This window comes from Bacillus sp. CH30_1T, from assembly GCF_008364765.1.
Classification (GTDB): domain Bacteria; phylum Bacillota; class Bacilli; order Bacillales; family Bacillaceae_B; genus Rossellomorea.
Genome location: NZ_VTUY01000004.1, coordinates 769,452 through 784,468, shown reverse-complemented (window position 1 = coordinate 784,468; position 15,017 = coordinate 769,452). Strand labels below are relative to the sequence as shown.

Sequence of the window (15,017 nt, the reverse complement as noted above, 5' to 3'; positions counted from 1 at the left end):
AACGACGGGATCAATACTCGGTCGACCATTATCTAAACAATACTTATCTTTTACCAGGTCATAAATAAATTCAAAGTCAATCGCTTGTTCAACCTTCCTAACCAGATGATCCTCTGGAACAAGTTGGTCCAACGCAACCATTTCAATTTGATTTCTTCCATCCTCAACGTGTTTTGATAACATTTTATATCCCCCACAAAAATATCGATTCCATTCCATTATACAAAAAAAGCTTGTAGACTTGGTCTAATTTTTAGACTTTGTCTACAAGCTGAGGCTTAAATAAATTATTTAAGCCTGCACATTTATTCTTCCTTCGAAAGTAAATATTAAACCCAATCACCGGCTTTGAAGATAGGTTCAAACGTTCCGTCTTCCTTTTCGCCGTCAATGTCTAACTGAGCCGATCCTATCATGAAATCTACATGAATCATGCTTTCGTTAAAGCCTACTTTCCGTAATTGTTCCGCCGTCATATTTTTGCCTTCCTCCACACACACTGATAATGCTCTACCCAGCGCTATATGACAAGAAGCATTTTCATCAAAAAGTGTGTTGTTAAAGATAATGTTTGTATTAGAAATAGGGGAGTTGTGAGGAACCAATGCCACTTCTCCTAAATAGGAGGCCCCTTCATCTGTTTCCAGCAGATTTTTCAGGGTTTCATATCCTTCCTCAGCTGTATACTCTACCACTTTACCGTCTTTAAATGTCAGTGAAAAGTTTCTGATTAACGTACCGCTATAGTTAAGTGGTTTCGTACTCGTGACAGTCCCATTCACACCTTGTTTGACTGGGATTGTAAACACTTCTTCCGTTGGTAGGTTCGGAACAAAGGGAATTCCTTGATCATTTGTGAACTGGGCACTGATCCATTTCGTTTGTGGGTGAAATTCGATGGAAAGGTCTGTTCCAGGTCCTTTATAATGAAGCTTTTTGTATTTGCCTTCATTTAAACGGTCGGCGTTCTTATTCAGATTACTAATATGAGATTCCCATAGAGCAACCGTGTTCTCCCGATCCGTCCGGGTTGTATAAAAGATGTTTTCCCATAGTTTATCGATGGCTTCGTCCTGAGAGAGTTCAGGGAAAACAGTTTGAGCCCATTCAATTGTTGGGAATGCCGCTATTAACCAACTTATTTTGCCGCCGCCGATATAAGCAGAAAAATCTTTCATTGCTTCAGCGGAAGCTCTGTTCAAAATTGCAACCCTTTTTGGATCTGAATCTCTTAATAGTGAAGGATTTGGTGAAGCTAAATTTAATAGCGCTACATTGTTTTCCGCCATTTCAATAAATCCTTTTGCCTTCCAATCAGGAAACGCTTTCAGTCCTTCCTCAGAAGAATTGTCCAAGCGGATTTTCTTTAGCTCTTCATCGTAGAAGTCGGTTAGTACATTTAATACACCGGCTTCATATGCCTTCTTAGTAACAAGTCGAACAAATTTATACGCTGTAATAGGTGCAGAAATCAGAAGTTCCTGATCCTTTTGCAGGTTTAATCCTACCTGTACGATTAAATCTGCGTATCTTTCTAATTTACTTTCAAATGCTGTATTCATCTAAAATCCCCCTTGATATGTATTCAATACTAACTATATCTCTTTATTCAGAAAATTTCATTGAATAATTGCAATTTCCAATCAATTGATATAGGTATACGTAAAGGATGTGAACTTTCTTTATACGCATTTGCACTGGTTCACATATGGGGGTTACGAGACGAGCTGAACAATTGAAAAGGACTGGTCCAAAAAAGGCCAGTCCTTGTTGCTTTGTTTTTATAATTTTCCTGAGTATGGCGGAAACTCTTCTTCATTTGAGTTGATTACGACAACACCAGAGAGTGCCAATGCAGTCAGGCTTGTGATTAGTAATAATTTTTTCACCTTTTTCATCCTTTCACCTCCTATACAGTTAACATTTCTTCATAAATGAGATTAGCTTCATTTAGATGAAATGCTGCATATTTATATTTTCTAACCCCTTGGTAATATTGGCCAAGGAATTTAGAATACTCAGCATATAATAGATGGGATCCGCTCTTTTTAAAGAAGGGCAGTGCATACTCCTTCATAAACGCTTCAAAACCTTGTGGGAAATCATTTAAAGCAAACTGATAATAAGATAATTGATAAAATTTATCCGGGAACTTTTCTTTAGAACAAAGGTTTAATCCTTTAGGTAACCAGAAACGCACCTCGGAAAATTGGTTCTTTTTATAATATTCCTTGACCAGAGAGAGAATAGAGTAAAGCTTTCCTTCTTCGTCTGACCCTTTCAATTCAATACTTCGCAAATAATGCTGAATGGCTTCATCGCTCTTGTTCATAAATGATTTTAAATATCCCAGGTTTTGTTCTACCTTTGAATTTAACGACGTATAGTCTATGGATTGAGAAATGAAATTGGCCCACTCATAATGCTTTAACGCTTCTTCGCTATAATGTATACGCCGATAGCATATTCCTAAAATCAAATGCACCTCAGCACATCTTTTCTGAAAGTAGACCCCTTGGAAAATAGAGAGTGACTTCTCTCCGTAGAATATTGCCAAACGATATCTATTTAAACGGGTCAATACCAGGCTGAATAAATAATATAAATCAGCTCTTTCTTCTTCATTAATCACATTTCCAAGTACATAGCAGGTTTCAGCTTCTTTCAATTCTCCTTTAGCTTTATCGTACTCTTTAATCAAATAATAATAGTTACCTTTGTATTTGTGATAATAGAATTTTAATGTATCGGTCAGTTCTTTATAATTGGATTGGATTTGTTTCATGTGTTCCAACGCGTTCTGAAGGTTCCCTTTAATTAATTGAACACGGAAGCAAAGGATCTTATAGAATAAATGTGGAATGAGATCATCCGTCTGATCAAGGTCCTTCCTTACGACCTTATTGATCGACTTGGCGTCCTCTGTTTTATTCCACAGTAAGGAATGGTTCCATCTCTCAAGTAGTTTGTTCAATTGGTCAGTCGTATCAAGAAGATTATTCACACCTAATCGGTCACAGAGTAAATTAATTATGTCATTTGACGGAGTAACTTGATTGTTTTCAAGTTTGGAAAGATATGATACGGAAATAATCCCTTTTGATAAATCTTCTTGTGTTAAATTTCGTTTTAGTCTGTGAAAGCGGATTTTAGAACCGATTGTCATATGATCCTTCTCCTCTAACTGGCTTTATTTACTCATTTCGTTCAGGTAATTGATTATTAAAATAGTAACATATAAAAAAGGTAAATGTTTTGAATATTCCTATAATTATATTTTTTCTGGGTATTTTGTATGGTCTTTTATTCATCTGAAGATTGATTCGTCAAACGCCTTCCTTTGTTATAATGAATCTAGTTAAAGTTTTAAGAGGAGGTATTTCATTTTGATCGATTTAAGAAGTGATACAGTAACAAAACCAACGGAAGAAATGCGAAGGGCTGCGCTCGAGGCTGAAGTAGGGGATGATGTGTATGGAGAAGATCCTACAGTCATAAAGCTTGAGAGAGAAGCGGCCACTTTACTTGGTAAAGAAGCGGCCCTATTTGTAACAAGTGGTACTCAAGGCAACCAAGTTGCAGTTTTAACACACACATGTCCAGGGAATGAAATTCTATTAGAAGCGAATTCTCATATTTTCTACTATGAATCAGGAGCGGTTGCTGCATTGGCAGGTGTCCAAACACGTACGATTGATGGGACTAATGGAGAGATGGATCCGATTGAGGTAGAAGCAGCTATTCGTACTGAAGATCAGCATTTTCCAGAAACTGGGCTCATTTGTGTGGAGAATACACATAATCGTGCAGGTGGAGCAATTGTGTCTCCAGAGAATATGAAGGCGATCTATGCCCTTGGGAAAAAACATTCAATTCCAGTGCACATGGATGGAGCACGGCTCTTTAATGCCGTATATGCTAGTGGAAGAGATATTAGGGAGTTCACTGATCATTGTGATACTGTGCAAATATGCTTATCCAAAGGGTTGGGTGCCCCTATAGGGTCTATTGTCGCAGGTGATCATACATTTATAAATCGTGCCCGAAAGTGGAGAAAACGGTTAGGGGGTGGCTTAAGACAGGTAGGAATGATTGCAGCTCCTGGATTGGTTGCATTAACAACTATGAGGGAACGATTAGTGGAAGATCATGAGAAAGCAATCGTACTTAAAGAAACCCTTCAAGCCTGTAAGGGTATAGAAGTAATCAATCAAGTTGATACAAATATTGTCGTTGCAGATGTAAAGGGAAGAGGGGTCACATCAGAGCAATTCATTGATGAGTTAAAAGAAAAGGGGATTCTGGCAGTGACCTTTGGCTCTACTCTTGTACGTTTTACCACTCATTATGATGTTTCAATGGAAGAAATAAACAAGGTGTCTGGAATTATGAAGAACCTTTACTGATTACTGGAGGAGGTATTCTGATCATTTAAGTAGGGAAGGGCAAAAAAAGCCCTTCCGCTTACTCTCTTTGATCTAGTCTTTTTCCATGGTGTGTATGTGGATGCCATCTCATCATGTAGTCATTTTCCTTCAGTTTTTGATACTTAGCTTCCATCATTTTAAGTACGTTATCTCCCTGTTCTTTTGAGAAGACGCCATATTCTACATATTTGTTCACAAGTTCTTTTTTTGTTGAATACATTTGTTCATGCAATTTGGCAAGCTCAGTTTTTTGTTCTTCAGTAAGGTTTACCTTAGGTGTTTGTGGTTCACCTTCTGCTGCTGCAAATGTACCAAAACTCAAGCTAAACAAGAATACAGCTAAGATAGTTATAACCATTTTTTTCATTTTATTCACTCCTTTCCAATGTTTCTCTCATATTGTTTGCGGAAAACTCGAAGAATATGTAGGAATAGATGAATAAGAGGGGTACATGATAGGGTAAAGACAATTAGGTATAGGAAAGGTGGCTGAAATATGTTTAAACAGTTTTTGTCAAGTATTGGGATAGGGCATGTTAAAGTAGATACAATCGTGCACAAAACTAAAGTTTCTCCTGGAGATCCAATTGAAGGTGAAGTCGTTTTGATCGGTGGTATGGCCGATCAGCCTATTAATGAAATTCGTTTATTGCTTCTTGAAAAATATGAGGAGGATAAAAAAGATAGTGACTTTTCCTATCATGAAAAAGATTTAGACACGATTATCCTTGATAATATCGGAACAATCGGTGCGGCTGAAGAAAAGAGGATCTCTTTCAGGTTTCCTACATCTTCCGCTCATCCCAAAACAACGGATGCTAACAAAACCATTTTAAGAACCACAGTAGACATACCCCAAGCGGTAGATCCGACAGATGAGGATAGCATATACGTCGTTTAACTCTAAGGCAGATTCTATTAATGAATCTGTCTTTTTGTTTGGTTTATAAGACAATAAGAGTAAATGTTCTCATTGAAATCCATAAAAACCCAATGTAAAATGTAGTAAGCGTATACATTCCAAAAATTCAGATATTTTAATGTATACAAATTAAAAGAAGAAGGAGGAATTTGATGGGTGGAATATGGTTAGCGGTAATAGGAGGGATTGTTTTTTTACTTGGGTATAAATATTATTCCAAGCTTATTGCTGAGAGGGTGTACCGTCTGGATCCGAATTATGTGACGCCTGCACACCAATACAAAGATGGTGTCGATTTCGTCCCAACGAATAAGTTTGTTCTTTGGGGTCACCATTTTACTTCTGTAGCGGGGGCGGCTCCGATTGTAGGACCTGCAATCGCCGTTTACTGGGGATGGCTTCCAGCATTTCTGTGGGTCATTTTAGGGACAGTATTTGCAGCCGGGGTGCATGATTTTGGAACCTTGGTTCTTTCAGTCCGTAATAAGGGACAATCCGTCGGTTCATTAGCCAATAAGTTAATAGGGAAAAGAGCAAAAGTACTATTTCTGTTTATTATATTAATTCTTGTATTAATGGTTAATGCAGTATTTGCATGGGTAATCGCAAATCTATTTATTACATTCCCTGCAAGTGTTGTATCAGTTTTCATTCAGATCCCACTTGCGATATGGATTGGATATTCAGTTTACAAACGTAATGGCAGCATGTTAATGCCTTCAATCGTTGCACTGGCAGTCATGTATGCATCAGCTGTCATTGCCAGCCGGGTTGAATTTTTGCAAATTGATTTAGTTCGTTATTTTGGTGGACAAGAGGCCACATCATTGTTTGGCTTGAGTTCAACAAGCATGGCTTTCCTCGTGTGGATCGTCATTCTGATGATTTATGTGTACATAGCTTCAACTCTACCGGTTTGGAAGCTATTACAACCACGTGATTATATCAATTCCCATCAATTAATTGTTGGTTTAGGATTGCTTTATCTTGGTCTCCTATTTACAAATCCTGAAATTACCGCACCAATGACAAACGGAGCTGCAGATGTTTCCTGGTTCCCGTTACTATTTATCACGATTGCCTGCGGTGCCATATCCGGATTTCACGGATTGGTTTCATCAGGCACATCGTCAAAACAGTTGGATAAAGAAACGGATGCACGCTTCGTAGGGTATTTAGGAGCTGTAGGTGAAGGGGCACTTGCATTGATAGCAATCATTGCATGTATTACATTTTTCCCGAATGTGGAAGAATTCCAAGCGACTTACAGTGGTTTTGCTGCAGCAAGCGGTGCTGGGCTGGGTGTCTTCATCCAAGGAGCCGGACAACTTGCAACTGGTGTTGGAATTCCTGCTGATATCGCAGCTACGATTGTTTCAGTGATCATTGTGAGCTTCGCTGCAACAACATTGGACTCTTCTGTTCGACTGATGCGATATATCATTGCCGAGTTGGGAGAAGAGTACAACGTAAATCCTTTAACTAATGCTCATGTTGCAACGACGATTGCCGTTGTTTCAAGTGCAGCCTTAACTTTATTACCTCAAGGCCCTAAAGGATTCGGGTCGGGTGGATACCTTCTTTGGCCGCTTTTTGGTACATCCAACCAATTGCTTGCTGGAATCAGTTTACTTTTGATTACCATCTGGCTTAAGCGTCAAGGAAGGAATTATATCGCTACCTTAATTCCGATGGTATTCCTTATGTTCATGACCTTATGGGCGATGATTAACCAAGTCGTGTTTGAATGGTCAGGTGTTGGTGAATCAGAAGGGAATATGCTGCTCTTTATCTTTGGTAGTATCATTCTCATTTTCACTTTATGGATTTTAATTACTGCAGCATCTTCCCTATCTAAAAAGGGAGATGATCCTTCACAGTTCTCTGCTTAGTCAGGAGATAGATAAGGGTGACTCGGGCTCGAGTGCCCTTTTTCTACTTATTATTGAAGGAGGAACAAGATTATCGAAATTATCATGTCACTTTACAGACACAACTATAGGGAGGGGAACACGAATGGATTCGTCTATGAAAGAAAAGTTTAAAAGAATCATACAGCTATACGATGAAATGATTCGCCTTCCTCACAAAACGGAAATCGCCAGGGAATTGAGGGATGAGGATGATTTATTCTTATTATTGCTCTATTCAGATATGCTTGGCCTGCCTAATCCCGTTTTTTATTACACATTGGAACTTTATCCGTATATTATAGAGAAATTTCACGATTGGCATTTAAGGATGGGAATGGAGCATTCGCCCTTGGATGGAATCAGATGTTGTTAAAATATAGGGAGGGGGATATGTACATGAATGAATTACAACAACAGTCAATTCTTTTTGTAGGAGGTAAAGGAGGTGTAGGAAAATCAACATCTGCTTCTGCTATAGCCTTAATGTTTGCGAATAAGGGAGAAAAGACGCTAATCATCTCAACAGACCCCGCACATAACCTGGGTGATATTTTTCACAAGGAAATTAAGGGGGATAAAACTCCCCTACTCAAAAATCTATGGGGGATAGAAATTAATCCGGAGATTGAAACACAGGATTATATTAACGGAGTGAAACGAAATTTAAAGGGAATGGTTAAATCAAAGATGGTTAATGAGGTACACCGTCAAATCGATATGGCTGCTTCAGCACCCGGGGCAGAAGAAGCTGCCTTATTTGACCGGATGGTTTCCATCATTCTCGAAGAAGGAAATGAGTTCGATAAGATCATTTTTGACACAGCACCTACAGGTCACACGATACGTCTTTTATCTCTTCCTGAACTCATGGGAGTCTGGATGGACGGGATGCTTGAAAGAAGGAAGAAAACAAACAAGAACTATTCACAGCTATTAAATGATGGCGAGCCGGTAGAGGACCCCATTTATGATGTCCTGCAAAAGCGTCGTGAAAAGTTTTCTAGAGTACGGGAGATTCTACTGGATGAAAAAAGAACAGGATTTATCTTTGTACTGGTTCCTGAAAGGCTCCCGATACTGGAAACAGAAAAAGCCATTGATTTGATGTCTAAGCATGGATTGAATATTGGAGGACTGATCATAAATAAGATCCTCCCGACTCAGGCAGATGGAGAGTTCCTGCAAAAAAGGAGGGACCAGGAAAAGTTTTATCTAAAGCTGATGAGGGAGAAGTTTACAAACCAGACGTTATATCGAATTCCTCTATTAGAAGAAGATATCTGTTCACCCCGTCATCTCGGAGAGTTTGTAGACTATCTACAGAAAGAAGTAATTAGTGGTGAAAGAACCATTTAACATAAGAGTATACATAGGAACTTGCTGACCATTGGGGGGATTTTATCTAATGGTCATATTTATTTTTTTGAAGGGAAAAATCATTTTTTGTCGAAAATGTAATAAAATTAATGAAAAAAGGGAGTGATACCCATGAGTGGTGATAAGAAACATTTACAGGGAATTCTTCCGTTGAAGAAAAGAGAAGAAACACAGAACCGATGGCTATTTCATCGACTTAATACCCTTTTACCTTCCTTAATGAAAAAGCATAATCTTGATATGTGGATTATTGCGGGCAGAGAGTATAATGAAGATCCTGTTCTGAAAAGTCTCTATCCGTCATCAATAGACGGTTCCGGGAGATTGACGATTCTAGTGTTTTATCTTGACGGAGATCAACAAATGAAAAGGTGGGTACTGCATCCTAATCCGAACTTTGAGCCATTTTATGAACGTGTCTGGAAGCCGGAAGATTGTGATCAATGGGAGTGCCTTAAACGAATTGTAGAAGTTCATTACCCTGATACAATTGCATTGAACTATTCCCCGACGTTTGCTGCAAGTGATGGTTTAAGTCATTCGTTTTACCAACATTTAAGCATATTACTCGATGAGTACTCACATAAATTTGTGTCTGCTCAGCACATCATAGTTGATTGGCTGTCAATTAGGTCATCGAAGGAACTCACAGCCTATCCTTCAATAGCGGAACTTGCGAGGCAAATAGCGGCAGAAGCTTTATCCGGAGCGGTTATCCATCCAGGTATAACAACGACAGAAGATGTAGTCGATTGGATAAGGCAACGCGTCTTGGATTTAGGAATGGAAACGTCATTTTACCCTACGGTGGATTTACAAAGAAAAGGGGCAGCGTTGGAACGATTAGAAGGGGAAATCATTCGATGTGGAGATATTGTACATTTGGATTTTGGTATTCGTTATCTCGGTTTAGCGACAGACACCCAGCAACTCGCATACATTCTCTATCCAGGCGAGGAAGAAGCTCCTGAAGGTCTTCAATCCGCATTACAAACAGCCTTAAGGTTTGAAGATATCATTACAGAAGAAATGAAAGTGGGAAGAACAGGAAATGAAGTATTTCAAAGTGCGATGAACAAGGCAAGAGATGAGGAGATAGAGGCGATGCTTTATTCTCACCCCATAGGAAACCACTGCCATGAAGCAGGGGCCTTAATGGGATTATATGATCAACAAAGAGACATCCCCATAAAAGGTGACCTCCCTCTAACAGCAAATACATGCTATGCCATGGAGTTCAACATCAAACAATTTATTCCTGAATGGAATCAGGTTATCCCGATCTATCTTGAGGAACCCGTTGCGTTCATTCAAAACCGTTTGGAATATATGGCAAAAAGGCAAATGACGTTCTATCTTATATAATGAGAGAATGAGTACAATTGGAGAAATTGTACTCATTTTTTTAGCTGTTTTTATAAATCTCTATGGACTGATACACTGATATATTAGTTAACAAAATTTTCATTTACTCCTTTGTAGATAATTTGTTTGGAAGAAACAATCAACATATCTAGAAAAGGAGCTTTTTTGTGTTTTTCTATCTATACTTATATGCAGAAAAAATGTAGAAGCAAAGAGTGGAATGTAGCGGAAGGCACTTAACTCCTGCGGGATATAGAGGAAAGGAACGGTCCTTATTTTCGCATTATCACACAATCAAAAGAATCATTTACATTTGTTGAAACAAGATGAGTTGACATCTTTTTTTATATCATATAATATACCCTTATAGGTATTTTAAAACTATCATTCGTAGGAGGAATTTTTAATGAACGCAGATAAAGTATTAGATGCAAAAGGATTAGCCTGCCCGATGCCGATTGTAAAAACTCGAAAGGCAATAAAAGAAATTGAGGCTGGTCAAATTTTAGAGGTTCAAACAACGGATAAAGGTGCTAAAAGTGACTTAACAGCATGGGCTAAATCTACTGGACATGAATTGCTCGATTCAAATGAAGAAAATGATGTATTTACATTCTGGATCAAAAAAGGATAAATTTTTTTAAGGGGATCAATACCCCTGATAGTAAATAGGAGGAGATACAATGTCAGAAAGAAAAACAACCAATATTATTCTCTTTAGTGGAGATTACGATAAAGCGATGGCTGCATATATTATTGCGAACGGTGCTGCAGCTTATGATCATGATGTAACCATTTTCCATACATTCTGGGGATTGAATGCTTTAAGAAAAGAAGAAATGGTACCAGTGAAAAAAGGATTTATGGAGAAAATGTTTGGGTATATGATGCCTCGTGGCGCAGATAAACTAGGATTATCCAACATGAATTTCATGGGAATGGGTCCTAAAATGATCAAAGGAGTTATGAAGAAGCATAATGCTATGCCATTACCTGATTTAATTGACATGGCAAGGGAACAAGAAATCAAACTGGTTGCGTGTACCATGACAATGGATTTATTAGGTTTACACAAAGACGAATTATTAGAAGAAATTGAATATGCTGGAGTAGCTGCGTATTTAGCGGATGCTGAAAATGGTAAAGTGAACTTATTTATCTGATTTTTTTTGTAATGAAATATACCCTATAAGGTAATTGGAGGTTTTATTTATGAACACGATTGAATCGAACTTCGTATTGGATGCAAAGGGATTAGCTTGTCCAATGCCGATCGTAAAAACAAAAAAGTCCATGAATAACCTGGAAGCGGGCCAAGTGATTGAAATTCAAGCAACAGACAAAGGATCAAAGGCCGATCTTCAAGCTTGGGCAAAAAGTTCCGGGCATGATTATCTCGGAACCATTGAAGAAGGAGATGTTCTGAAGCATTTTGTCCGCAAATCTAGTGGTGAAGAGGCTGTAGAGCGTAAACATGAGTCAGTATCAGATAATGATACATTGTCTGATAAACTAGGCGATGAAAATATCGTCGTACTGGATGTCCGTGAAAAAGCTGAATATGCATTCAAACATATTCCAGGCTCGATTTCAATGCCACTTGGAGAATTGGAAACCCGAGTGGATGAACTTAATAAAGACAAGGATATTTATGTAGTATGCCGTACAGGAAACAGAAGCGACATGGCGGCTCAATTATTAGCTGAAAAAGGATTTACTAATGTAATCAATGTAGTTCCAGGCATGAGCGATTGGACTGGAGACGTGGAATCGAACGTTAAGTAAGATGATACCACTAATACTGGAGGTTAAATTAATGGCAGTTAAACCAATGAATTCAAAACAAGTAGCACAAAAAGTAGTGAAAAAAGATGATTTATTCATTTTGGATGTCCGTAATGCAGATGCCTTTGAAGATTGGAAAATTGAAGGTGAAAAATTTGAATATCTTAACATCCCATACTTCGATCTTTTAGATGGTGTAGAAGAAATAATGGAGCAACTTCCAAAGGATAAAGACATTCTTGTCGTGTGTGCGAAAGAAGGTTCTTCTATTATGGTAGCGGATATGCTTTCAGATGAAGGGAAGGACGTATCCTACCTTGAAGGCGGAATGAAAGCTTGGAGCGAACATTTGGAGCCTGTTAAAGTGGGTGAATTAACAAATGGCGGAGAACTTTATCAGTTTGTACGTTTAGGTAAAGGTTGTCTATCTTATATGGTCGTGTCAAATGGTGAAGCAGCGATCGTCGATGCTACCCGTATGACTGAGATCTTTTTCGACTTTGCAAAAGAAAAAGGCGCAACGATTACAAATGTATTTGATACTCACTTGCATGCCGATCATATTTCTGGTGGACGTAACATTGCAGAAGCAACAAATGCAACCTATTGGTTACCTCCTAAAGATGCTGAAGAAGTTACCTTTGAATACGCTGCACTTGAAGACGGGAATAGAGTCGTGATTGGAAATGCAACCATTGATATTACAGCTCTGTACTCACCGGGGCATACTATCGGGTCAACGTCATTTGTCATTGACGAAAAGTATTTATTATCAGGTGATATTCTTTTTATAGATAGTATCGGACGTCCTGACCTTGCCGGGAAAGCAGAAGATTGGGTAGCTGATCTTAGAGAAAGTCTTTACAAGCGGTATAAAGACTTTTCTATGGAGCTTACCGTTTTACCGGCGCACTTTATGATTATTGATGAATTAAATGAAGATGGATCTGTAGGTAAAAAACTGGGAACATTATTTGCAAAAAACCATGGTTTAAATATCGAGAGTGCAGAAGAATTCAGAAAGCTAGTATCTGAAAACCTTCCCCCTCAGCCAAACGCGTATCAAGAAATTCGTGAGACGAACATGGGTAAAGTAACTCCAGATGAAGAGAAACAGCGAGAAATGGAAATTGGACCAAACCGTTGTGCAGTTCGTTAATCAATCGTACTAATCTAAGCAAATAATCAAAATGGGAACCTGCCAGAGAGGTTCCCGTTTTATTAGAAGAGGGGGAACAACACGATGGATTTGGCATTTATAATGACAATCTTTCTAATAGGATTTGTCGGCTCGTATATATCAGGAATGGTAGGGATCGGCGGTAGTATCATTAAATACCCCATGCTCCTTTATATTCCGCCATTGCTTGGAGTAGCAACATTCACTGCTCACGAAGTTTCGGGTATTAGCGCAGTTCAAGTATTCTTTGCCACACTAGGTGGGGTCTGGGCTTACCGAAAAGGAGGCTATTTAAATAAAACCCTCATCACTTACATGGGTGTAAGTATTTTAATTGGTAGCTTCATTGGCAGATATGGATCGAAATTCATGAGTGAGGCCGGAATTAATTTTGTGTATGGAATTCTTGCATTAATTGCAGCTATCATGATGTTCATTCCAAAAAAAAGCATTGATGATATAAAACTCGAGGACGTTACATTTAACAAGTGGTTAGCGGCGATACTTGCTTTGATCGTCGGGTTTGGAGCGGGTATCGTTGGAGCAGCAGGGGCTTTCCTATTAGTTCCTATTATGCTGGTGGTCCTTAAGATTCCGACAAGAATGACGATTGCCTCATCCCTTGCCATCACGTTGATTTCTTCAATTGGATCAACAATCGGAAAGATATCGACAGGTCAAGTGGAATATTTACCAGCACTGATCATGGTTGTAGCTAGTTTAATTGCATCTCCACTGGGTGCAATGGCAGGAAAGGAAATGAATACAAAGATTCTTCAAATGATTCTAGCCGTTTTAATCCTGGCTACAGCGATTAAAATCTGGCTTGATATACTCTTAATCATCTTGAGCTTAGTTCAAATTCACCTAGTATCTTCTACCCTATAGAGGATTTATATTGAACAGAATTAAGCTTTTTTGTGTTGTAGATTCGTGGCTGTTATAGTAGTAGACAAAAAAGTCATTGTAACTTTCCTCTGGTATTGTTCGTCATACTAACAGAAAGAAATAAGACTCTAGATGGATGAACATACGTAACGAGACTAGTACAATGGTAGAGTGGAATAGCTCTATTACCTATCCATCATGAAAAAGGGAGAATGATTAATGAAGAAATTGATTAGTATTGCCTTACTATTATCACTAATGGTGGGCCTCATTCAGCCAGCATCAGCTGCAGATAATGATAAAGAAAGCATCAATGAAAAATTCGGACTGCCTATCGCCGTATATGGAGAAACACTTTCAAGCAAACAGAAAAAAGAAGTTCAAGAGCAACTAGGAATTGATGAGGGAACACAAGTAGAAGAGTTTACCGCAACAGGTGAAGACCTTGTAAAGTATATTGAAGGTGAAAATCGGAATGCACGCATGTTTTCTTCTGCCATGATTACTCGCAAAGAGAAAGGCGAAGGTCTAAAGGTAAATATTGTGACACCGGAAAATATTACGGAAGTGACAAATTCAATGTATTCCAATGCTCTATTAACTGCGGGGGTAGAGAACGCAGTAGTAGACGTGGCCTCCCCTGTAAAGGTAAGTGGTCATTCTGCATTAGTCGGTATTTATAAAGCGTATGATGTTAGTGGAGAGAAACTTGATACGGTTCGTATGGAGGTTGCCAACGAGGAATTAACCGTGGCAACAGAACTTGCCAAAGAAGCTGGGATTGATAAGGAAGAGGTCAGCAAGCTGTTAACCGAAATAAAGAAGGAAATAGCCGAACAAGACCCAGCTACGAAAGAAGAAGTTGAACAAATCGTTGAAGAGAAGCTCCAAACTCTGAACATCGAGCTAAGCCCGGAGGATCGCCAGTTATTAATCGATTTATTTGAAAAAATGAGGTCACTGGATATTAACTTTGATAATGTTCAACAACAATTAGATGATTTAACGAATGACATCCAAACCACGATTAAGGAAATTGTCAAAGATGAAGGGTTTGGGCAAAAAGTGTCCGACTTCTTTACTGGCTTGTTAAATGCCATCGCTGATTTCTTTAAATCGATTAAAAATCTATTTGGGTAATGTACTATTTTGTATCTAAA

The 15,017-nt window shown here is 38.5% G+C and carries 16 protein-coding genes; 12 read left to right on the top strand and 4 right to left on the bottom strand.

Going from position 1 to position 15,017, the window contains the following annotated elements; genetic code table 11:
• From F0342_RS11480 to F0342_RS11470, 3 genes are all read right to left on the bottom strand, one after another.
• Positions 1-183, bottom strand: a 183-nt coding sequence (locus F0342_RS11480) for a transposase (RefSeq protein ID WP_483861465.1), incomplete at its 3' end; no start/stop codon positions are given.
• A gap of 146 nt (positions 184-329) precedes the next feature.
• Positions 330-1,562 carry an aminopeptidase gene (locus F0342_RS11475; protein WP_149156050.1) on the bottom strand — a complete coding sequence of 411 codons (1,233 nt, stop codon included), beginning with the start codon at positions 1,560-1,562 and terminating at the stop codon, positions 330-332.
• Between the two features lie 347 nt (positions 1,563-1,909).
• A complete protein-coding gene (locus F0342_RS11470; RefSeq protein WP_149156049.1) occupies positions 1,910-3,166 on the bottom strand; it encodes a helix-turn-helix transcriptional regulator in 1,257 nt (418 codons plus the stop codon).
• 220 nt (positions 3,167-3,386) lie between these two features.
• Between F0342_RS11470 and F0342_RS11465 the strand changes: the two genes are divergently transcribed.
• Positions 3,387-4,406 carry a threonine aldolase family protein gene (locus F0342_RS11465; protein ID WP_149156048.1) on the top strand — a complete coding sequence of 340 codons (1,020 nt, stop codon included), beginning with the start codon at positions 3,387-3,389 and terminating at the stop codon, positions 4,404-4,406.
• A 58-nt stretch (positions 4,407-4,464) separates the two neighbouring features.
• Here the strand turns inward: F0342_RS11465 and F0342_RS11460 are convergent, their stop codons facing one another.
• Complete coding sequence (locus tag F0342_RS11460; RefSeq protein ID WP_149156047.1) at positions 4,465-4,794, bottom strand: YckD family protein; 330 nt, start codon at positions 4,792-4,794, stop codon at positions 4,465-4,467.
• Positions 4,795-4,923: 129 nt separating this feature from the next.
• Here F0342_RS11460 and F0342_RS11455 point away from each other — a divergent pair, with 129 nt between their 5' ends.
• The 11 genes from F0342_RS11455 to F0342_RS11405 all read left to right on the top strand — a co-directional run bounded on the left by F0342_RS11455 (position 4,924) and on the right by F0342_RS11405 (position 14,997).
• Positions 4,924-5,328 carry a sporulation protein gene (locus F0342_RS11455; protein ID WP_149156046.1) on the top strand — a complete coding sequence of 135 codons (405 nt, stop codon included), beginning with the start codon at positions 4,924-4,926 and terminating at the stop codon, positions 5,326-5,328.
• 173 nt (positions 5,329-5,501) lie between these two features.
• On the top strand, positions 5,502-7,241 hold the full coding sequence (locus F0342_RS11450; protein ID WP_149156045.1) for a carbon starvation CstA family protein: 1,740 nt from the start codon (positions 5,502-5,504) through the stop codon (positions 7,239-7,241).
• 136 nt (positions 7,242-7,377) lie between these two features.
• Complete coding sequence (locus tag F0342_RS11445) at positions 7,378-7,635, top strand: cory-CC-star protein (RefSeq protein WP_149156094.1); 258 nt, start codon at positions 7,378-7,380, stop codon at positions 7,633-7,635.
• A 23-nt stretch (positions 7,636-7,658) separates the two neighbouring features.
• Positions 7,659-8,618: an ArsA family ATPase gene (locus F0342_RS11440; protein WP_149156044.1), complete on the top strand. Its 960-nt coding sequence runs from the start codon at positions 7,659-7,661 to the stop codon at positions 8,616-8,618.
• Positions 8,619-8,750: 132 nt separating this feature from the next.
• Complete coding sequence (locus tag F0342_RS11435) at positions 8,751-10,004, top strand: M24 family metallopeptidase (protein ID WP_149156043.1); 1,254 nt, start codon at positions 8,751-8,753, stop codon at positions 10,002-10,004.
• A gap of 406 nt (positions 10,005-10,410) precedes the next feature.
• Positions 10,411-10,638, top strand: coding sequence for a sulfurtransferase TusA family protein (locus F0342_RS11430; protein WP_149156042.1), 228 nt, complete (start codon positions 10,411-10,413; stop codon positions 10,636-10,638).
• Positions 10,639-10,687: 49 nt separating this feature from the next.
• On the top strand, positions 10,688-11,167 hold the full coding sequence (locus tag F0342_RS11425; protein ID WP_149156041.1) for a DsrE/DsrF/DrsH-like family protein: 480 nt from the start codon (positions 10,688-10,690) through the stop codon (positions 11,165-11,167).
• Between the two features lie 49 nt (positions 11,168-11,216).
• Positions 11,217-11,789: a sulfurtransferase TusA family protein gene (locus F0342_RS11420; RefSeq protein ID WP_149156040.1), complete on the top strand. Its 573-nt coding sequence runs from the start codon at positions 11,217-11,219 to the stop codon at positions 11,787-11,789.
• Positions 11,790-11,820: 31 nt separating this feature from the next.
• On the top strand, positions 11,821-12,948 hold the full coding sequence (locus F0342_RS11415) for an MBL fold metallo-hydrolase (protein WP_149156039.1): 1,128 nt from the start codon (positions 11,821-11,823) through the stop codon (positions 12,946-12,948).
• 84 nt (positions 12,949-13,032) lie between these two features.
• Positions 13,033-13,857 carry a sulfite exporter TauE/SafE family protein gene (locus tag F0342_RS11410; protein ID WP_149156038.1) on the top strand — a complete coding sequence of 275 codons (825 nt, stop codon included), beginning with the start codon at positions 13,033-13,035 and terminating at the stop codon, positions 13,855-13,857.
• Between the two features lie 219 nt (positions 13,858-14,076).
• Positions 14,077-14,997: a DUF1002 domain-containing protein gene (locus tag F0342_RS11405; protein WP_149156037.1), complete on the top strand. Its 921-nt coding sequence runs from the start codon at positions 14,077-14,079 to the stop codon at positions 14,995-14,997.
• Positions 14,998-15,017: the final 20 nt, after the last annotated feature.